This window comes from Amazonocrinis nigriterrae CENA67, from assembly GCF_016056305.1.
In the GTDB taxonomy this organism is placed as follows: Bacteria; Cyanobacteriota; Cyanobacteriia; order Cyanobacteriales; family Nostocaceae; genus Amazonocrinis; species Amazonocrinis nigriterrae.
Genome location: NZ_JAECZC010000001.1, coordinates 161,632 through 180,228, shown reverse-complemented (window position 1 = coordinate 180,228; position 18,597 = coordinate 161,632). Strand labels below are relative to the sequence as shown.

The window sequence follows — 18,597 nt, the reverse complement described above, 5'->3', positions numbered from 1 at the left end:
TTATTGTTGGTTCAACCAAGTTTCTAAATCAGCCACAGTAGAAAAGTCTAGTAATGCTTCTCCTAGATTTTCTAATTTTTCAATGGATAATCCTTTGATTCGCTCGATTAATGATTCATTAATTTCCCCAATACGGCGATTGAGTAAGCGTATAACTAAACCTTGTTCTCCCTCTTGTCTTCCCTCTTGTCTTCCCTCTTGTTTAGCTTGTTCTCTATCTCTTTGATAAAGTGGTTCTAGTCGCATAATTAACTCCCGATCATCTGCTTCTAATTCTTGGTTTACTCTCAAATTTTCGCGCAAGTTGTAAACTAATTTTAGTGTTGCTTCCAGGTATGGATGATTTAATGGTAACGCTTGCAACTCGATAATCGCTTGTGACTGAACGTTTCCTCTACCTAAAAGCCTTAACCATAATGTTTCTGGTGTTTGCGGTAGTTGATGTATTGCTACAATTGCTGTCCTCAAGGCTTCTGGTAGAAAATGTACTCCTGAGAACCAATCTTCTTTTTGTATATCCCTCTTCTGTCACTCTCCGAAATAAGCAAGTAGTAAAGAAGCTAAATCATCCAGAAGAATAACAGGGTTTAAATTGATTCATGGCGGCAATTAAATGATTGAATCCTAGTAACAAATCTGAATTAGGGAAAATACTTAACCAGGGATAAATCAACCAAAATAGTAAAAGTGGTTGGATAATAAGACGCAGATTATTTAAAGTATTCTTCCATCCAGATTCATGATTCCATTGTGGATGATTAGAAAAATCAACATCATTACTTTCTTGTGGTTCAGTCTCTAGTTGATGAGATTGATTCAAGCCTAAGAAGACTGGAGAATTTAAACTAATCATCGTATAAACACTAAAAATAATCTCCCACCATCTCTCAATATGTTGGAAATTAGTGAAACGGTAATCTGTCCACCCCAATTCCTGTTTACAAGTAGCGAAAACCATATTCTACCCAGGTTCTTAATCCATATAAGTCGCCTAAAATCTTCTTCAAATTCCCTTGAAGATTCGTCATCACGAAGCAGGTAGAATTTTCTGGTAAGGTTTCTGGGTCAGTAGTTATTTCCCAGTAAGTTATGGCTCTTTTTTTACCATAAATTATTTCTCGGATATATCTAGTCTGTGATTTTTGATTGCTAAAGGTTCTAGAGAATTTACACCACTTATTTGCCCTAACACTTTGACCTGAAGGCAACCAGACTCCATGATTACTTCTAATCGATACCACATAACCTAAGTTATATTCTGCTAATTTTCTAATAAATTGGCTACTTTCACCATATAAACTATCAGCTAATACTAATTCAATATTGAAGCCTGATTCCATTAACTCTGTAATTATCTCTGATGCTAACTCTATTTTAGTTTTATACTTATCTGACTCCTTTAGTGTTCCTTTTGGTTTAAATACTTTGAAGATTAATGGAAAAGTTATGTTAGCGTAAACTCCATAGGCGTTAACTGAAACTATTCCATTATCTACTTTCCCTATGCTTCCTAAATATTGTCTAGATACATAATCCGTCTTTTTACCTTTTTTTCTATCTCCGGTTTCATCTATTACTACTGTCATCGTCTGACCATTTAGTGCTTGCTTGAGTTTATTTAATCTTCGTTGTTTTAATTCATCTACTGACCAATCTGAATTTGCTAAAAAATGATGTAATGACTGGGCTGAGTTTATGCTCACTACCTTTGCTATCTCTGGTAACGATTTTCGTTTTATAGTTGATATTATCCCCATGTGTAAATATTTGAAGCACTCATAATTTCTTACTTCCTTAAACAGGTCTTTATACTCTGCACAATATTCATCTATGATGGCAACTGTTGGGTGAGCATCTCTTGCTAAATGTTTGAGGATTTGTAACTCTACATCCATTGTCCCACTTACCTTTCAGGGTTTTCTTTTTTTATTCTTTTATTCAGAATACCCGGAAAGTGACAGAAGAGGGATAGTTCCAAAGCTAGACAATCTAGTTTCAGATACGGTAGGTGTAATAACCCACAATTGGGGAATTTCTGAGTCTTGAAGTTTGGTTTTATTAGCTTTTGCTTCTCGTCTTAAGAAAGCCTTTACTTCTAATAATTTTAGAATACAGTCGCATATTTCATCGGTAGAAGCTGGATTGCGGAAGGGTTCTATAATTGCAGGATTTTCAGCAAATCTTCCTAGCAAACCCAGTATTTGTAAATTAGAGTTTTGCTGTTTAAAAGGAGTAAATAAAACATCTATTTCTTTAACCTCTCCTGATACTTTTTCTGATGCTTTGACTTCTCCGTAATCTTTTAGCAATTCTTCTAAATAATCTTTAGCGAATTTATCATGTATGAAGCGCGTCATTCAATTAGGTTTCCTCTAATTATTTAAATCATAAAGAACTGGCGCGATCGCCTATGGTGGCCACTCCTGCGCGATCGTACCAACTTCCTACACCTTTTATTCCTAGATTTGCTATCTAATTAATACAGTCACTATATCGCCTAATTCACCTAAACTACCTGCAATTACAGGTTTAGACCAAGAACCTACCTCTGCATAACCTACAGTATGCAACAGATGAATAGTCCTCTTCACTACATTAGGACTACCGACTAATATGTGTTTAATTTTTTCTCTATTTACTTGGAATTGATTGCTGTTGTCATCTTCTGGTGTCACAAATTCTTCTGCCATAATTCACCTGTTTAATTTTTCTAGTGCCTTTGTTATCACATGTGATAACAAAAATTAAATATTAGTTATCATGAAAATTAACAAAATTTTGCTTCCTGTCCTGTAATAATGGAGATTATGGGAAAAGCAGGACAAGCACTAAAACAGGTTTTAGAGTCTTACAACATCAGCCAAAGCCAACTGGCGACAGGTTTAGGAGTTGAGCGTCCGATTGTCTTCCGTTGGTATCACGAAAAAATCGATCCTACAGCTGAAAGTGTTGCAGAAATCGTTAAGGTATTAAATAAGATTAATAAATCAGCTGCAAATGATTTCATTCAAGCATATCTAGGAAAGTTGACATTATTTAAAAATCAACTTATCAATCAAGACTTGCCCCTATCAGGCCAAGTTAATGTTACAGTTTTAGCACAAATTTTTAAAGATACAACTAATTCTTATAAATATCTCTATTTTTTATCATTATTAGATATTCTCAAAAGAAGAAAATTCGATACCCTATCACCTATTAGCTTTCGAGAGATTATTGTTGAAATGTTGGCTAATGCTTGGTATCCTCACAAATATTTTAAACTATCTTTTGGGACACAAGACCAAATTGCTAATAAATTAGATACTCTTGAGCTAGAAATTACAGAACCGATTTTAAAGTTTAGAGACACAGATAAAAAGCTTTTACGAAATACTATTAACAATCAAAATATTGAGGATACTATTAACTCTATTAATCGCTATGTTTCTTATCGTTTAATTCGTCCTTTTTTTACACAAGAAACTAGAGGATTAAAAGATTATGATGTTAATCCAACTATAATTAATTTAGCGAATAATCAATTTAATAGTAAAAAGCCTTTATACTGTTTTAATGCTGAAGACCAGAAAAATTGCAACGCTATTATTTTACATCCAGATTGGATTCAGTATTTAGAGCAACATTACACAATAGTTCGGGGCTGGGCATATTGGGAATGGTTAAATTATATGCAAGAAAGAAACCCTAGTACTCCCAATGTAGTGAATAAATTATTTATGCCACAAGGAAGAGATTCCTTAGTTCATCAAACTCAATATTGGAAAACTATTTTACAATATCAAGATATTGAATGTATTTATTCTAAAATTAAATTGGATAAAGATGAGATTTCATTAGATCATTATCTGCCTTGGTCATTTGTTGCTCATGATCAATTATGGAATTTGATTCCAACTACAACATCTGTTAATTCTTCTAAGTCTAATAATTTACCATCAGAAAAATATCTTCAAAACTTTATAAGATTACAACATTTGGGCTTAACCATTTATAAGCAAAACGTTACTCAAAAAAAGTGGTTTAATGATATTGAATCCTTTGTAGCAGATTTGAAAGTTAATCAAGCAGAGGATTTGTTAAACTTAGAAATTCTTTTTAATGCTTATGAGAAAACTATCCAACCTTTAATTTGTTTAGCAACTATGCAAGGTTTTAGTCCTAATTGGATTTATGCCTGAGAAATAATGAACCCACTCTAGTAATCTGGTTAGCATATAGTGAAGAACTTTGCGAACAAGCGGTTACAGAATTTGAGAAAGCTTGGGACTGTTTAGGTGATCGCCCCACCACCACTTACCGCTTCTGGGGCAACCATGAGTTAGACTTAGCACAAGCCCAAGACGGCTTAGTAGTAGCAGGATTAGCCAAAGTCTATCACGCCGCTAAAAAGAGTATTCGCTTTATTAATCAACTCGGTGTGCGTTGTTCATTGGTAATTATCGATGAAGCCCATCAAGCAGTTGCCGAAACCTATAAACTTGTCTTAGATTCCCTCGTCGTCCCCTACGAAAAAACCGCCTTATTAGGTTTAACCGCCACACCCGGACGGACTTGGGCTGATATTAACACCGAGTTATAAAGACGAACAGCAGCAAACCAAGATTTTATGTAACTACGGCGTTTTAACCACTGGCTTCGACGCACCCAAAACCAGCGCCGCCGTTATCGCCCGTCCCACCAAATCCCTTGTTCTCTACAGCCAAATGGTAGGACGCGCCATTCGCGGACTCAAAGCTGGGGGTAATGCTACCGCCGAAATTGTCACGGTTGTAGATAGCCAACTCCCTGGTTTTAATTCAGTTGCATCAGCTTTTCACAATTGGGAAGACGTTTGGAGGAAAAACCCATGAATAACGCCCATGATATCGTGCCGACTCACCTCGCAGTCCAAGCTATGCGCGATAACGGTTATAAAAACGCTGCTTATGCGATCGCAGAATTAATGGATAATGCCATTCAAGCCGATGCATCCCAAGTAGAGTTACTGTGTGGTGAACGTAAGCAACAAGTAGAGGGAAGAAGGCGATCGCGTATTGAACAAATAGCAGTGTTAGATAATGGTTGTGGGATGGACGCTAAAGTTTTACGTCTCGCCCTGCAATTTGACAATGGTACATATTTAGACGAAGATAAACATACCGGAATCGGACGTTTTGGTATGGGTTTACCTTCGTCCTCTATTTCTCAATGTCAACGGGTAGATGTGTGGTCATGGCAAAATGGCATAGAAAATACACTGCATAGTTACCTGGATTTAGATGAAATCAAAAATCGGCGGATGACCGAAGTCCCAGAACCTACTGCTAAACCGATTCCGATGATTTGGACAAAAATCGGTCAAAAATTTGGTGACAATGGCACATTAGTAGTCTGGTCAAAAATCGACCGTTGTATATGGCGAACCGGAAAAGCAATTATTGATAATTCTGAATTTGTGATTGGCAGAATGTATCGCAAATTTATCAATAGCCGTCAAGTCAAAATCCGCATGGTGGCATTTGATTTAGATGCTTTATATGACCTGATTGTAGAAAAATACGCTCTTCCTAATGACCCAGGTTATCTAATGGAAAAAACCTCATGTCCTGCACCATTTGATAATCAGGCAATGTTTCGTCCGTGGGAAGGTGATACATCTTACGAAGTACCTTTTAGAATTAATTTTAAAGATAAAGAACATGATGTAAAAGTGCGTTTCTCCTACGCAAAAGAAGATGCCCGCCAAGCCGAACCAGGAAAAAATCCTGGTGATTTACTTCATGGCAAACACGCTGCTAAAAATGTTGGCGTTTCTGTAGTTCGTGCTGGTAGAGAATTAGATATAGATACAGGAATAGTGATTGCTTATGATTCAAGGGAAAGATGGTGGGGAATAGAAGTAGAATTTCCGCCCTCTCTTGATGATATTTTTGGAGTTACCAATAATAAACAATCGGCTCGTAACTTTGCTGAACTTCTGCAATTTGATATTGAATCTTTATTAGATAATGGAAAAACTGTTACTCAACTTAAAGAAGAACTTCAAGAAGACGAAGACCCAAAAAATTCTCTTTTAGATATAGCCTACAAAATCAAGACTCAATTAAGCGTTATCCGTGGTTTACTCAAAGCACAAACAAAAGGTACTCGTAGCACCACTGAAAAACGCCATGATCCTTATAAACCTGAAAAAGTAGCAACTACAGTTACTCAAGAACGTAAATCACAGGGTTATAAAGGTAAAAGTGATGCAGATGAGCAATTACCAAAAGCAGAACGAAAACAGGTTATTAAAGAAACTTTAAAGGAGGAAGGGGTTACGGAAACTCAAGCCGAATTATTAGCAGCTACTACAGTAGATGATGGCTTAAAATATACTTTTGTTGAAGCTCCTCTTGATACTCCTGCTTTCTTCTCAGTTAAACCCAGAGGAGGAGCAATAATAGTTACATTAAATACTAATCATCCTGCTTATCAAAACTTAGTAGAAATTTTAGAGGAAGATGTAGATAAAGCCGATATAGATACTTTACGTTCTCGGTTAGTTAACTCTTTAGATGGGTTAAAGTTGCTATTAATGGCATGGGCAAGATATGAGGATGAACAACCAGATGGTCAACGTAAAGTTAATGCTCAAGATACTCGCATTGATTGGGGAAGAGTTGCCAGAAGATTTTTAGAAAATGAGTTATGATGAAAGCTCACGCAGAGGCGCAGAGGCGCAGAGAGTTGTTATCATAATTCTCTGCGTTCCTTTGCGTTTACTTAGCGTTCCTCTGCGTTAAAAAAATGACTAACATAATCTACCTCGATTACCATTCAACTACTCCCGTAGACTCTAGAGTAGCTGAAAAAGTCATGCACTATATGATTACTACTTTTGGTAATGCTAATAGTGTAGATCATGGTTATGGTGATCAAGCAGTACAAGCAGTTAAACAAGCTCGTCTACAAATAGCTGAATTAATCAATGCTTCTCCCAAGGAAATTATCTTTACCTCTGGTGCAACAGAAAGCATTAACTTAGCAATTCAAGGACATATTAATCAACAAAATACTCCCGCGAAAATAATTGTTTCGCCAGTGGAACACAAAGCAGTTATAGATACTTGTAAAGCATTAGCTAAAAAAGGACTAGCGGAAATTGTTTGGTTAAAAGTCAATCAACAAGCTCAAATTGATTTAGAACATCTGGAAAAGGTATGCTCTTTTGGTGCTTCCTTACTCTGTGTGATGGCTGCAAATAATGAAGTAGGGACAATTTACCCAATCCAAAAAATTGGAGCGATCGCATCCTTCTACAATATCCCTTTTTTATGCGATGCTTCCCAAGCAGTTGGTAAAATTCCCCTCAACTTTCAAGATTGGGGTATTACCTATCTGGCTATTTCTGGACACAAACTTTATGCACCTCAAGGAGTAGGTGCATTAGTAGTCAGAAAAGGTTATCATCTTCAACCACTGATTTACGGTGGCGGACATCAACAGGGACTCAGATCAGGTACGCTCAATGTACCCGGAATTGTTGGCTTGGGGGAAGCTTGTCAATTGATCAATTGAGACAAGTGGAAATGTCCGCAGATGAAACTGCGATCGCAATTTTACGAGATCAGGTGCAAAACCTACTCAAAGCTGCAATTCCTGATTTAATGGTGAATGGCGACTTAAATAACCGTTTATCAGGGAACTTACATATTTCTATCCCTAATATTCCCAACACTGCCATCATTGCTAGAGTTCGTCATCAGTTAGAAATTTCTACGGGTGCAGCTTGTTCATCAGGTGTTGTCACACCATCACACGTTTTACAAGCTATGAATCTTTCGGAAAATCTGATTGAGGGAGCGTTAAGAATTGGTATTGGTAAATTCACAACCAAAGCAGAAGTTGCAAAGGCATCCTCTGTGATAATCACCGCAGTAAATCAAATTTACCAACTTCTCTAACAAATATACAAAAAACTAATTAAGTAGCTCAATCTAAAATAGTCAGACTTTCACAATCTCAAAATATATAGATAGCCGTAGTCACATAGGTTAGGATAATGTTCATTGCTCAATGCCAATAAACAACTGGCTTCCTACTCAGAACTCAGCACTCAGCACTTTGCTATAAGAAACCCCCTGGCTGTTAAACCAGGAGTTTTAAGCAAACTTAATTGCACAATTACAACCGTTGTAGCAAGTTTAATCCGTGGGTATCAGTACCACAGGTATTTAAAAGACTATACTCACTAGCCAACTGTTGCACTTGTTCTGATTCTCTAGCACTTGGCCGCCACGGTGACGGATTATTATAAGCATAGAAAGTTTCAACGCCATCAATTCCGCTTTCAGCCGCAGCCGGAATTAAATCAAAATGCGATCGCCGATAACGAGCTGGGTGAGCAAGCACTGCTAATCCCCCAGCATCATGAATAGCTGCAATCACATTGATTGCTTCATATCCTTTGCCTGTAATCGGCCTTTTTTGCAGATAAGGTTTAATACTAGGGTGTTCTAGCTCGAATGCGTAAGCTAAAATGTGAACTTCATTATCCAAAAGATTAGCATTAATTTCTGCACCACTCCATAGGTGTGGAATCCTGCTCTCAGGATTGTTCCACTGCCAATCCTCTAACCACACACGTGCTGCTTGATATCCATCAATACAGTGATGATCGGTAATAGCTAAACCTTTCAGACCGATCGCGATCGCCTGTTCCATCAATACAGATGGTTGCAACCTTCCATCTGAGTGGACAGTATGCATATGAAAATTAAATAATGTGGGACAACTATGTGCGTCAATCCTCTGGAATACTTGCTTTAGCAGTTCTGTGGAAGCAGATGTTTGAGTCAAATTTACAACCATAACCCCCTCTGATAAACATAAGTAATTCTTTACACGCCAACACACCACACCTATAGACAGAAAATTACCAGCACTTCAATTGTGTTGGATGTTATATCTGAAGCTAGAAAAGCAAATTTTTTCAATATGTTAAGACTACCTTAGCAAATCTCAATGATTACGGTCATGAGTATTTTGGATTGCTTTGATAAACGCAACTAAAAAATGTTTAAAAATTAGGTTTAAATGTTGACAAACAGTTATTTTTATGTTTCCAATCCAACTTCTGTCTAGAATATGTGTAAAAAATAAGGAACTTATAAGCAGCTTGCAGTTTTGCCAATGCACATTCTGTTCTTTGATTAACTGCGTGAGCTATATAAATATTTAGTCTATGTATTTAGGTAATTTTTACAGCATACATTGACTGGTAAAACCAAGAATTACTAGGCTTCAGTTACGGGTGGCTCAAATCAATGCTTAGCAATTGTATAAATATTAACTTTTTTTATTCCTCTTATAATTTTTTCTAAATCAGTAGTCAATACTGATTAATTGTTTAAATTTTACCAAAATGCACTCTGTACTCAGCTATTTTTCAATCAGTCAAAAAAGCAACTAGCTACATTATTGTAACATTCGGCAACTAGCTTTTTCAGGAGTAAAGCTGGTAATGTACTAAAACCTTGCCTTATAATTGCAAGAATTAGGATTAGAATTCTTAATTATTTATCTAGTAACCCTAATCCTTAGCTTGTGTTTTTTCACAAAGGTCATAGTTAATTGCCAGTACTTTTGCTTAACGATGGTAGATGCAATAACCCTAGTATTCAAGCTTGTATGGGTCACTCTAAAACCCAGCTTGTTTACAAGTATACCTTTAGCGTCAAAATAATCAAGGTATTTGTTCAATTTTTTAAACTGGCTGAAAACTTCTATGACTCCTCAGGAAAGTGATGTGAAACAAGCTTCTGCGTCATCAAAAGTATGGCGTAGTTGGCAGGAAAATGTCATTCTGATTGCGATCGCCTTATGTTTGGCGCTATTTATTCGGACTTTTATTGCCGAACCCCGCTATATACCTTCAGATTCAATGGTACCGACATTACATACAGGCGATCGCTTAGTGGTAGAAAAAATTTCTTACCGTTTTCACCCTCCCATAACTGGAGATATTATCGTTTTTCAGCCTCCCGCAGAACTGCAACGTCGGGGATATCCCAAAGACCAAGCCTTTATCAAGCGGGTGATTGGTGTCCCTGGAGAGATAATTAGTGGTGCTAACGGCAAAGTTTACCTCAACGGTCAACCTTTGCAAGAAAATTACATTGCTGAACCAGCTAATCAGCCGTTTCCACCAGTGCAAGTCCCAGAAGACAACTTTTTTGTCATGGGCGATAACCGTAACGATAGTAACGACTCTCGCTACTGGGGCTTTTTACCTAGACAAAATATCATTGGTCGGGCAGCATTCCGCTTTTGGCCTCTCGACCGCATTGGGTTTATTTAATTAGTTAGTGGTCAGTGGTCAGTGGTCAGTAGTTAAGGACGAACAATTAACAACTGACAACTAACAACTGACAACTGACAACTAACAACTTAAAAGCGTAAGTAATACATCAACTGAGCGATCGCATCACCAGATAATTCTAACCTTCGCTGGAAATCCACAAGGTTACGATAAGGCCCTGCCGATAATCGATTTTCCACCACTGCTTGCGCCAGAGGCAAATCTATAAAGGGAATTTTTGCTAACTGCTCAACTGTTGCTGTGTTTGGGTTAATTAATTGCGTAGGTTTATCTAAAGATTCGTGATCGTAATAACTAAAAATTAGCAAGGGATTTAATGGTTCGAGTCGCTGTACAGGCATACTCAAAGCCGCAGCGATATCTTCAATGCAGTAAAATTTCACACCTGAACGTGAAAGCTCCACAAGCGATCGCGCTTGGTGAATCGACAAACCAGGTAGACGTAACCAATCGTCCACAGTCGCTTGATTAGCATCAATACGAACACCTAATTTGGCAGCTATCTGAATTTCTTCCCCAGACTGTAATCGATAGTAAGGGTCATTGAGGAGCTTGGCACGGAGTTTTTGCAACTTGAGATTTAAAGGTAGCCAGTTGTTCATCATTTTTGCTTGCATTAAGAAATTTGGTCGAGCAACTGGCGGCGCTTTTGCTCAAATTCGTACTCAGAAATTAGTCCATCCTGACGCAGAGCATCTAACTCACGTAAAGCATCAGCGATCGCTCCTACTTGATTGCTAGCCTGCTGTGAAATCTTAACAGCTGACTTACCCAGATTAAAATTGCGATCAAAAGCTTCTTCATCCTGGGCTAAATACCACACTCCCTCAATAGCACTAGCCACTTTCGGGATGGGTGTCCAAGAAAGCAAAACATACAACACACCCCAAAGCGGCTGTCCCAAATAAAATTTATGTAAACCTGAAATTGTTAGCGTGCCAGAAAAAGCTAAAATAGCGGCAACGCTTCGGCTTTTGCGCTTGGTCAACATATTCTCAATTCATCCACGACTACCACAGTTCCTAGAATAAGATAGCCATACTAGCAACTTATCTTGATCAATTCAGCATTGTAGAAATCCTGCTTGCAAGCAATACATAAATCCATTTTATTAATTTAGGTCTAACCTATCAGCCACTAAAAGGTAGACAGGGGATGAGGGAGATGAGGGAGATGAGGGGGATGAGGGGGATGGAGAGATGGGGGAGAATGACAACTGACAACTAACAACTAACAACTGACAAAATTCCCCATTCCCCATTCCCCATTCCCCATTCCCTACCCAAAGGGTTTGGTCAAGTGTTGAAATTTCGGTAAAAAACCGTACTCAAACCGAAGCTTGTTTTTGAGACGAGTTCCCTAAACTAGAATAAAAATAGAGACAAAAATATAAACTCCTGAGTGTTGTTACTCAGTTAAATAAAAATAACATGGGATTCTTTGACTCTGACATAGTTCAGCAAGAAGCAAAGCAGCTGTTTGAAGATTATCAAGCATTAATCAAGCTTGGTAACAGCTACGGCAAATTTGACCGCGAGGGCAAAAAGCTGTTTATTGAACAGATGGAAGCCATGATGGATCGCTATCGCATCTTTATGAAGCGCTTCGAGCTATCAGAAGATTTTATGGCCCAAATGACTATGGAACAGCTAAAAACTCAACTAGGTCAATTTGGTGTGACTCCCCAACAGATGTTTGAACAAATGCATTTCACCCTCCAAAGGATGAAAACCGAGTTAGAAAAGCAGCCCTAAGAAAAGTTAGGAGTTGGGAGTTAGGAGTTATCAGTAAACTCATAACTCATCACTCATCACTCCTAATTTTAGTTAGATTTGGGGCGAGTAAACTGAGAAGGTGACTTGAATTTTTCCACAGGTACACCTTTGAGAGCCTTTTGCATAAAATCACGCCAGATGGGAGCCACCATCACTCCACCGGTGGCCCCATGAGCTAATTGTTTGTTGTCGTCCCTGCCGACCCAGACAGCAGTTGTTAATTGCGGCACAGTACCTACAAACCAAATATCTTTTTCTGATGAGGTTGTACCAGTTTTACCTGCAACTGGGCGATCGTCAAGAGCAGCATTTTTACCAGTACCGCTATTTACCACTGTTTGCATCACATCAAGAATTGCTGCCGATGCCCACTGATCGAGAACTAACTGCGGTTTAGGAGTATTGTCTAACAAAACGTTGCCACTACTATCGGTGATACGGGCAATGACCGTAGGTGGCGACTGCCAACCATAATTGGCAAATGTAGAATAGGCACTAGCCATTTCTAATGGTGTAACACCGATCGCACCCAGAGGTAGAGAACTCACAGGTTCCATCGGACTCGTAATTCCCAAGGTACGGCAAGTTTCTATGACTCTATTCATCCCCACAGCTTTACCAACCTTGATTACCGGGATGTTGCGTGATTGGGCTATGGCAGTACGAATAGGCATTGGCCCACTAAAGCCACCATCATAGTTTCTGGGGTAGTACCAACCGTTACCATCTCGATAGCTGACTGGGGCATCTACTATTATTGAATCTGGAGTAAATTTACCACTAGCAAAGCCAGTGTAGTAGACAAATGGTTTAAAAGAAGAGCCAGGTTGGCGTTGCGCTTGGGTTGCACGGTTAAATTCGCTGGTTTTGGGGTCTACACCACCTACTAATGCTTTGACAAAATGTGTGCGCGGATCAATTGCCACCAAGGCAATTTGATTTTTGGATAATCCTTCACTGAGTAATGTGTTGTGCCACTTGATAACAGTTTCTTCAGCCATTTTTTGGAAATCGGCATCAACTGTAGTTTGCACCCGCATTCCGCCTTTAAGAAGAGTGTCGCGCCCAAACTTTCTAGCTAACTCCTGCGCTACGGTATTAGTTACATAGGGTAGGGCACTACCTTGAAAAGACCTGATTCTACCAAGTTTAATTTCTTGCTTGAGAGCATCATCATACTCTTGCTGGGTAATCCAGTTCAATTCCAGCATTCGCCCTAGCACTTCCTTTTGTTTCTGTTTTGCCAGCTTCATACTGACAAAGGGGCTGAATTCTTCTGGTGCTTGAATCAAACCCGCCATCATTGCTGATTCAGCTATGGTTAAATTTTCCGCTGACTTGTCAAAGTAACTCCGTGCTGCTGTCTGTACACCATAGTTGTTATGACCCCAATAAACTTGATTGAGGTACATTTCCAAAATTTGGTCTTTGCTAAGAATTTGCTCTAACCTAATCGCCAGTACCGCCTCAGCTAGTTTGCGGGTGAAGGCACGTTTTTGAGACAAAAATAAGTTTTTCACCAACTGCATGGTGATGGTAGAACCGCCTTCTCGCACTCCACCTGCTACCCAGTTGACTACCACAGCACGTCCGACGCCCGTGGGGTTGATACCGTGGTGATCATAGAAATGACTATCTTCACTGGCTAATACAGCCCGTTTCAGATTTGGAGAAATTCTATCTAGGGGTACGACTTCCCGGTTAGCTTCTCCGTGGACACTGGTTAACAGTTTGCCCTTAATGTCATAGATGTAAGTCGTTTCTGACGGGAAAAAGTTACGTAGCTGTCTGACATCTGGCAAATTACGGAAACTAATGGCTAAGCCAACTAGCCCTCCAGCTACAATGGAGCTTGTCAACATCGTGATTGATAACAGAGTACCGCCAGTGATTTGACCTACTCCTTTTAAGAACTCAAAACCCGATGAAGTACGGCGTTGTGGTTGCTTATTTTCAAAAGTCCTAGAAGACGACACGGCGATTTCACTTCCTCACTTGTAGATATAACTGTAATTCATGGAATGAAGCAAGGCGGTTAATTTTTTGCAATTATATTAATTTGGCAGATGAAACAACGGACAAGTTGCCAGTGAGTATAACCAACCTAACTTCTCAAGTAAAAAACGTAGTTAATAGCGAATCTCCTAGTATGACGCAAAATTTTTCTTGGCTGCATCGTGGGACAGTGGAAATTTTCCCACAACCAACTGATGCTGACAGTGAAAGTGAAAGTTTAGAGAAACGCTTGGTAACTACTAACCGACCTTTAAGAGTCAAATATGGAATCGACCCTACGGGTGCTGATATTCATCTTGGTCATAGCATACCAATGCGTAAACTGCGAGCGTTTCAAGATGCAGGTCATACAGCAGTGCTAATTATTGGTGATTTTACGGCTCGCATCGGCGATCCCACAGGAAAATCTGAGGTACGTCGCCAACTGACAGAAGCAGAAGTAGCGCAAAATGCCCAGAGTTACCTTGACCAAGTGCGCCCTATCTTGGATTTTGACACACCAGGAAGGTTAGAGGTGCGTTATAACTCTGAATGGCTTTCCCAGCTTGATTTAGGGAAAATTGTGGAGTTACTGTCTACCATGACCGTGGGGCAGATGCTAGCCAAAGAGGGATTTGCGGAACGTTATAAAAAGGAGAGTCCAATTTTTATTCATGAATTCCTGTATCCATTAATGCAAGGCTATGATTCTGTTGCCATTGAAGCAGATGTGGAATTAGGGGGAACCGACCAGAAGTTTAACATCGCTGTCGGACGAGATTTGCAACGGCATTTTGGACAAAAACCGCAATTTGGTTTACTGCTACCGATTTTAATCGGTACTGATGGGGTACAAAAAATGTCGAAGTCGCTAGGTAATTATGTGGCTTTGTCAGAACACCCTGCACAAAAATATCAGAAACTACAAGGAGTGCCAGATAATCAACTGGAACAGTATTTTGAACTGTTGACAGATTTACCTTTAGACAAACTACCGGAAAATCCCCGCGATCGCCAGACACTTTTAGCATGGGAAATCGTCAGGCAGTATCATGGCGAACAAGCAGCTAATGAAGCCAAGGAAGCAGCGAAAACAGGCGGGAAAGAAGGTGCAGTTCCAGAATTTTCTTTAACTGCGGTGGCGCAGTTTCCTGCTAAGTTAGCTTATATCCTCGGTGTCAGCGGCTTGTGTAAAAGTACCGGAGAAGGCAAGCGGAAAATTCAAGAGGGTGGAGTGCGGCTAGATGGCGATCGCATCACCGATGCCGATCTTGTTTTCCAGCAACCCAGTGATTTACACGGTAAAGTTTTACAAGTCGGTAAAAATAAGTTTGTCAGGCTTGTACCTTAATTGGGAATTGGGAATTGGGAATGGGGAATTGGCGATGAATGTAGAAGAACGAATTATTGTGGCTTTGGATGTGCCGGATGTGGAAAGTGCGATCGCCCTTGTGGATCAGCTGCCGCAAGTGGGTTTTTGGAAAGTCGGTTTAGAATTGTTTACTAGTTCCGGGTCGAAAATCCTGGAAATACTCAAGTCTCGGCAAAAGCGTATTTTCCTAGATTTAAAGTTTCACGATATCCCCAATACTGTTGCCGGTGCTTGTCGGGCTGCGGCTAGGTATGGGGTTGATTTGCTGACAATTCATGCTACTGGTGGCAGAGATGCCCTAAAAGCTGCAACTGAGGCGGTGCAGGTAGGGGCGGCACAAACTGGTGTAGAACCACCTAAATTAATTGCCGTTACTCTGCTGACAAGTATTTCTGCTAGACAGTTGGCTTTTGATTTGAAAATTCCCCTAGAATTGCCAGAATACATCCTAGAAATGGCATTAATGGCTCAAGAAACGGGGTTAGATGGAGTTGTATGTTCACCACTAGAAGTGGCACAATTACGCCAAACTTGTAGAGATGATTTTCTCCTAGTTTGTCCTGGTGTACGTCCAACTTGGGCTAACATGGCAGATCAAAAGCGATCGCTTACCCCAGCACAAGCTATTCAAGCCGGTGCCAATTACTTGGTAATTGGGCGTCCCATCACAGCAGCGGCTGAACCTGAGTTAGCTTGGAAGAGAATTTCTGAGGAATTAACCACCGTGGCATGAAAAAGGTTTCTTACCCCACTCTCTACTCCTCAGTAACTTTTTGCAGCTATTCATTCACGGGAAAAACCCACTAACCTTGCCATGAAAAAGGTTTCTTCCCCGACTCCCTTTTTCCAACTAGGAGTCAGAAAGAAAAGTTATAGATTGTCGCTTGTAGCTTGCAGCTGCTTGTTTCTCATAGCAAGTCTTAATCACTCAGCATTCTCGCAGAACCTCACCTCCTCTTCGCCTACGGAAAAAGGAGGTATTAGTAGCGGGGTGAGGTCTTCTTGTTCTGAGCAAAGTTTAGAAATATTAACTACTAAACTATTGCGCGATTTACCTGGATATGCTAACCGTGCTACTCAACGTGCCCGCCGTCGCAGCAGAAGCAGCGAAGCTTACGGTTATATGCTAGTGGCAGGAAGACCTGAGTTTCAGCCTCTGCCTCTAAATTTCGGCGAAAATAACACAAATGGACAAAAAAGTGATGCAACAGGAGTTGAGCAAGTTTTTTTTACTACCTTGCAACGGCAGTACATCAATCAAAAAGTCGTAGAATTACAAGAATTTCATTGGCTATTTTTGACGAAAACTAAAAATGGTTGGCGTCTGGTGATGATGTTTACTCAAACAGGTTCATATCCAGCGCAACAACTACAATCACCTCCACGGGATAGCACTGATGGCACTATTGCCCAAGGAGTTAAAGCCTGGTTACGGGATTGCCAGGCAGGAAGCGTGCGACAGTGAGACTTATACAATTAAAGTTATTCAATTAACTATATTCAAACGGCTAGTCCTATCTGCCTTGAAAAAACTTTGTGGCTTTGTGTCTTTGTGGTTCAAATTTTTTTACCACAAAAGACACGAAGACACGAAGAAAAAAAAACTATTAAAATCAGAACACTATTGTCCAACCTTGTTTTTGGGCATCTTTTTTAGTGTAGGAAACACCGTCAATTTTGATTCCTTTGTCATCTAAAAGGGTAATGATACCACCATTATTGTCTAATTGGATGCCGTCTTTAGCTAAAGGCACTTTCACAACTTCACCTGCATTGATAATGCCACTGAGGCGTTGCTTGCGCTTGGTTCGATCTGCAAGTGCCCAACCATTTAAGTCTACTTTTTCCGCTGAGGTATTGATTAAACTGACTGTCTCTTTGCCTACATCGTCTCCCAGCGGATTCACCAAAGCAGCTACAATACGAATTGCCGCAGTTGTCGGTGGAATTACCACATCGATTCTGTTGCCGGTGGTGTCGTCGGTGTGGAAAGACTGGGACTGGAAGGCTAAGAAGATACCTACCCACTGATTCCGGGTTGGATAATGAATCAGCAGTCCGCCATCTTGCCAAACACCGTTATCTTTTTGAAATTGAGCCGCATTACCCTGATTCATGTGAATATCATGAATACCATTACCAGGAAGAAAACCAAAATACTTGTCCTTCACATCTGTTTCTGGCCCCCACCTTTCGCCAAAGGGGTAAAGGACTGCATCTGGTGATGCGATCGCCCGTGCAATGTATAGTTCTAGTAATTCGTTGAGGTCGTTATCTGGCCCTGGCACATTGTATGGTAACGGTTTCATCTGACTCGTATCGAAAAAATTCCCCCGAATGTAATCTAAAGCCATTCCTCCAGGTTTCTTTACCAACTCATGGAACCCAGCATCTAATTCTTGTAGTTCCTTTGTAATAGGATGAGAAAAATTTTCGTCTACAAAGTACAGTAATTCTGAAGGACTTTCCTTTGATTTGACGTTGATAGCAATGCGATACTGTTGTTTTTCGTCAGTCACAAGCACTTGGTAATGAGGATTAGAACCTTCTCCAAGTTTGCGATTTATAGCCCGACTTTTCAGAACACCGTAATTTTTTAAAGCCATCTATTTCTCCTTAATTTCTCCTTAATTTAAAGGTGTAAAAGCAGAAGGAAGAGGAAGCATAGGGAGCAGAGGAGCAGAGGAGTAAAGGGAATAACAACTGACAACTGACCACTAACCACTGACCACTGACAACTGACCACTAACTTTTAAACTCTGTTATTTACAGTGGATACCCCGAATTATTTAGCATACTTTTTAACTATAAAAGCAATATATTAATAACATACTGCTTCAGTATTATTAGCTATGACAGTACCCTATAGGGTGATTTTTACTTGTGTGTAACCAGTTACCGACAGACAAGTGCTAGCCAATGGGGGTAACCGTAGGAATTCTGTGCTTGTAATTTTGACCCGCGATATGTGTTGAATACCCGACTGGCTGTTTCCTGAAGATTGTCCATCAAATGAGCATCTTCACCAAAGGCTTCAAAGGCAAGACTCCACCAAGGATGATCTTGAATTAGCAGATGAGTAATTTCCACATGGCAACCATTTTCTATAT

The 18,597-nt window shown here is 39.8% G+C and carries 17 protein-coding genes and 4 pseudogenes; 11 read left to right on the top strand and 10 right to left on the bottom strand.

Annotation, left to right across the window (positions count from 1 at the left end):
- The 4 genes and pseudogenes from I8748_RS00805 to I8748_RS00790 all read right to left on the bottom strand — a co-directional run.
- Nucleotides 1-516, bottom strand: a pseudogene (locus I8748_RS00805) (DUF4351 domain-containing protein); the annotation flags it as partial.
- A 49-nt stretch (nt 517-565) separates the two neighbouring features.
- Nucleotides 566-1,895: pseudogene (locus tag I8748_RS00800) on the bottom strand (IS701 family transposase).
- Nucleotides 1,896-1,967: 72 nt separating this feature from the next.
- Nucleotides 1,968-2,357 (bottom strand): annotated as a pseudogene (locus I8748_RS00795) (DUF4351 domain-containing protein); the annotation flags it as partial.
- 111 nt (nt 2,358-2,468) lie between these two features.
- Nucleotides 2,469-2,690 carry a hypothetical protein gene (locus I8748_RS00790; RefSeq protein WP_198122806.1) on the bottom strand — a complete coding sequence of 74 codons (222 nt, stop codon included), beginning with the start codon at nt 2,688-2,690 and terminating at the stop codon, nt 2,469-2,471.
- Between the two features lie 117 nt (nt 2,691-2,807).
- Between I8748_RS00790 and I8748_RS00785 the strand changes: the two genes are divergently transcribed.
- From I8748_RS00785 to I8748_RS34845, 6 genes are all read left to right on the top strand, one after another.
- Nucleotides 2,808-4,181, top strand: a complete 1,374-nt coding sequence (locus I8748_RS00785; RefSeq protein WP_198122805.1) for an HNH endonuclease domain-containing protein — start codon at nt 2,808-2,810, stop codon at nt 4,179-4,181.
- Nucleotides 4,166-4,582, top strand: a complete 417-nt coding sequence (locus tag I8748_RS34855; RefSeq protein WP_225896266.1) for a DEAD/DEAH box helicase family protein — start codon at nt 4,166-4,168, stop codon at nt 4,580-4,582. The genes I8748_RS00785 and I8748_RS34855 overlap by 16 nt, the downstream gene beginning before the upstream one ends.
- 124 nt (nt 4,583-4,706) lie before the next feature.
- Nucleotides 4,707-4,853, top strand: coding sequence for a hypothetical protein (locus I8748_RS34850; protein ID WP_225896265.1), 147 nt, complete (start codon nt 4,707-4,709; stop codon nt 4,851-4,853).
- Nucleotides 4,850-6,676, top strand: coding sequence for an ATP-binding protein (locus I8748_RS00775; RefSeq protein ID WP_198122804.1), 1,827 nt, complete (start codon nt 4,850-4,852; stop codon nt 6,674-6,676). The genes I8748_RS34850 and I8748_RS00775 overlap by 4 nt, the downstream gene beginning before the upstream one ends.
- Before the next feature lie 95 nt (nt 6,677-6,771).
- The gene (locus tag I8748_RS00770) at nt 6,772-7,542 is read left to right on the top strand and encodes a cysteine desulfurase family protein (RefSeq protein WP_225896264.1); all 771 of its coding nucleotides are present in this window, start codon (nt 6,772-6,774) and stop codon (nt 7,540-7,542) included.
- An 11-nt stretch (nt 7,543-7,553) separates the two neighbouring features.
- The gene (locus tag I8748_RS34845) at nt 7,554-7,928 is read left to right on the top strand and encodes a hypothetical protein (RefSeq protein ID WP_225896263.1); all 375 of its coding nucleotides are present in this window, start codon (nt 7,554-7,556) and stop codon (nt 7,926-7,928) included.
- A 220-nt stretch (nt 7,929-8,148) separates the two neighbouring features.
- Here the strand turns inward: I8748_RS34845 and I8748_RS00765 are convergent, their stop codons facing one another.
- Nucleotides 8,149-8,835: a PHP domain-containing protein gene (locus I8748_RS00765; RefSeq protein ID WP_198122803.1), complete on the bottom strand. Its 687-nt coding sequence runs from the start codon at nt 8,833-8,835 to the stop codon at nt 8,149-8,151.
- 916 nt (nt 8,836-9,751) lie between these two features.
- Between I8748_RS00765 and lepB the strand changes: the two genes are divergently transcribed.
- Nucleotides 9,752-10,324 (top strand): signal peptidase I, encoded by a 573-nt coding sequence (gene lepB, locus I8748_RS00760; RefSeq protein ID WP_198122802.1) that lies wholly within the window; start codon nt 9,752-9,754, stop codon nt 10,322-10,324.
- Between the two features lie 89 nt (nt 10,325-10,413).
- Here lepB and I8748_RS00755 read toward each other — a convergent pair whose 3' ends face one another.
- Both I8748_RS00755 and I8748_RS00750 read right to left on the bottom strand, forming a co-directional pair.
- Nucleotides 10,414-10,947 (bottom strand): helix-hairpin-helix domain-containing protein, encoded by a 534-nt coding sequence (locus I8748_RS00755; RefSeq protein ID WP_198122920.1) that lies wholly within the window; start codon nt 10,945-10,947, stop codon nt 10,414-10,416.
- Nucleotides 10,948-10,961: 14 nt separating this feature from the next.
- Nucleotides 10,962-11,336, bottom strand: coding sequence for an NINE protein (locus tag I8748_RS00750; RefSeq protein ID WP_198122801.1), 375 nt, complete (start codon nt 11,334-11,336; stop codon nt 10,962-10,964).
- 439 nt (nt 11,337-11,775) lie between these two features.
- Here I8748_RS00750 and I8748_RS00745 point away from each other — a divergent pair, with 439 nt between their 5' ends.
- The gene (locus I8748_RS00745; RefSeq protein ID WP_096558619.1) at nt 11,776-12,099 is read left to right on the top strand and encodes a DUF1825 family protein; all 324 of its coding nucleotides are present in this window, start codon (nt 11,776-11,778) and stop codon (nt 12,097-12,099) included.
- A gap of 68 nt (nt 12,100-12,167) precedes the next feature.
- Here the strand turns inward: I8748_RS00745 and I8748_RS00740 are convergent, their stop codons facing one another.
- A complete protein-coding gene (locus tag I8748_RS00740; protein WP_198122800.1) occupies nt 12,168-14,096 on the bottom strand; it encodes a transglycosylase domain-containing protein in 1,929 nt (642 codons plus the stop codon).
- 173 nt (nt 14,097-14,269) lie between these two features.
- Here I8748_RS00740 and tyrS point away from each other — a divergent pair, with 173 nt between their 5' ends.
- From tyrS to I8748_RS00725, 3 genes are all read left to right on the top strand, one after another.
- A complete protein-coding gene (tyrS, locus tag I8748_RS00735) occupies nt 14,270-15,466 on the top strand; it encodes a tyrosine--tRNA ligase (protein WP_198122799.1) in 1,197 nt (398 codons plus the stop codon).
- Between the two features lie 34 nt (nt 15,467-15,500).
- Complete coding sequence (gene pyrF, locus I8748_RS00730; RefSeq protein WP_198122798.1) at nt 15,501-16,220, top strand: orotidine-5'-phosphate decarboxylase; 720 nt, start codon at nt 15,501-15,503, stop codon at nt 16,218-16,220.
- Between the two features lie 81 nt (nt 16,221-16,301).
- Nucleotides 16,302-16,952 (top strand): hypothetical protein, encoded by a 651-nt coding sequence (locus I8748_RS00725; protein ID WP_198122797.1) that lies wholly within the window; start codon nt 16,302-16,304, stop codon nt 16,950-16,952.
- A gap of 148 nt (nt 16,953-17,100) precedes the next feature.
- Here I8748_RS00725 and I8748_RS00720 read toward each other — a convergent pair whose 3' ends face one another.
- Both I8748_RS00720 and I8748_RS00715 read right to left on the bottom strand, forming a co-directional pair.
- Entirely contained in the window at nt 17,101-18,093 is a 993-nt protein-coding gene (locus tag I8748_RS00720; protein WP_198122796.1) for a DUF2278 family protein, read from the bottom strand.
- A gap of 289 nt (nt 18,094-18,382) precedes the next feature.
- Nucleotides 18,383-18,597 (bottom strand): annotated as a pseudogene (locus I8748_RS00715) (hypothetical protein); the annotation flags it as partial.

Coding starts and splice junctions, on each gene's coding strand:
- I8748_RS00790 (WP_198122806.1), bottom strand. CDS start 2,690: ATGGCAGAAGAATTTGTGACACCAGAAGATGACAACAGCAATCAATTC.
- I8748_RS00785 (WP_198122805.1), top strand. CDS start 2,808: ATGGGAAAAGCAGGACAAGCACTAAAACAGGTTTTAGAGTCTTACAAC.
- I8748_RS34850 (WP_225896265.1), top strand. CDS start 4,707: ATGGTAGGACGCGCCATTCGCGGACTCAAAGCTGGGGGTAATGCTACC.
- I8748_RS00775 (WP_198122804.1), top strand. CDS start 4,850: ATGAATAACGCCCATGATATCGTGCCGACTCACCTCGCAGTCCAAGCT.
- I8748_RS00770 (WP_225896264.1), top strand. CDS start 6,772: ATGACTAACATAATCTACCTCGATTACCATTCAACTACTCCCGTAGAC.
- I8748_RS34845 (WP_225896263.1), top strand. CDS start 7,554: ATGTCCGCAGATGAAACTGCGATCGCAATTTTACGAGATCAGGTGCAA.
- I8748_RS00765 (WP_198122803.1), bottom strand. CDS start 8,835: ATGGTTGTAAATTTGACTCAAACATCTGCTTCCACAGAACTGCTAAAG.
- lepB (WP_198122802.1), top strand. CDS start 9,752: ATGACTCCTCAGGAAAGTGATGTGAAACAAGCTTCTGCGTCATCAAAA.
- I8748_RS00755 (WP_198122920.1), bottom strand. CDS start 10,947: ATGAACAACTGGCTACCTTTAAATCTCAAGTTGCAAAAACTCCGTGCC.
- I8748_RS00750 (WP_198122801.1), bottom strand. CDS start 11,336: ATGTTGACCAAGCGCAAAAGCCGAAGCGTTGCCGCTATTTTAGCTTTT.
- I8748_RS00745 (WP_096558619.1), top strand. CDS start 11,776: ATGGGATTCTTTGACTCTGACATAGTTCAGCAAGAAGCAAAGCAGCTG.
- tyrS (WP_198122799.1), top strand. CDS start 14,270: ATGACGCAAAATTTTTCTTGGCTGCATCGTGGGACAGTGGAAATTTTC.
- pyrF (WP_198122798.1), top strand. CDS start 15,501: ATGAATGTAGAAGAACGAATTATTGTGGCTTTGGATGTGCCGGATGTG.
- I8748_RS00725 (WP_198122797.1), top strand. CDS start 16,302: ATGAAAAAGGTTTCTTCCCCGACTCCCTTTTTCCAACTAGGAGTCAGA.
- I8748_RS00720 (WP_198122796.1), bottom strand. CDS start 18,093: ATGGCTTTAAAAAATTACGGTGTTCTGAAAAGTCGGGCTATAAATCGC.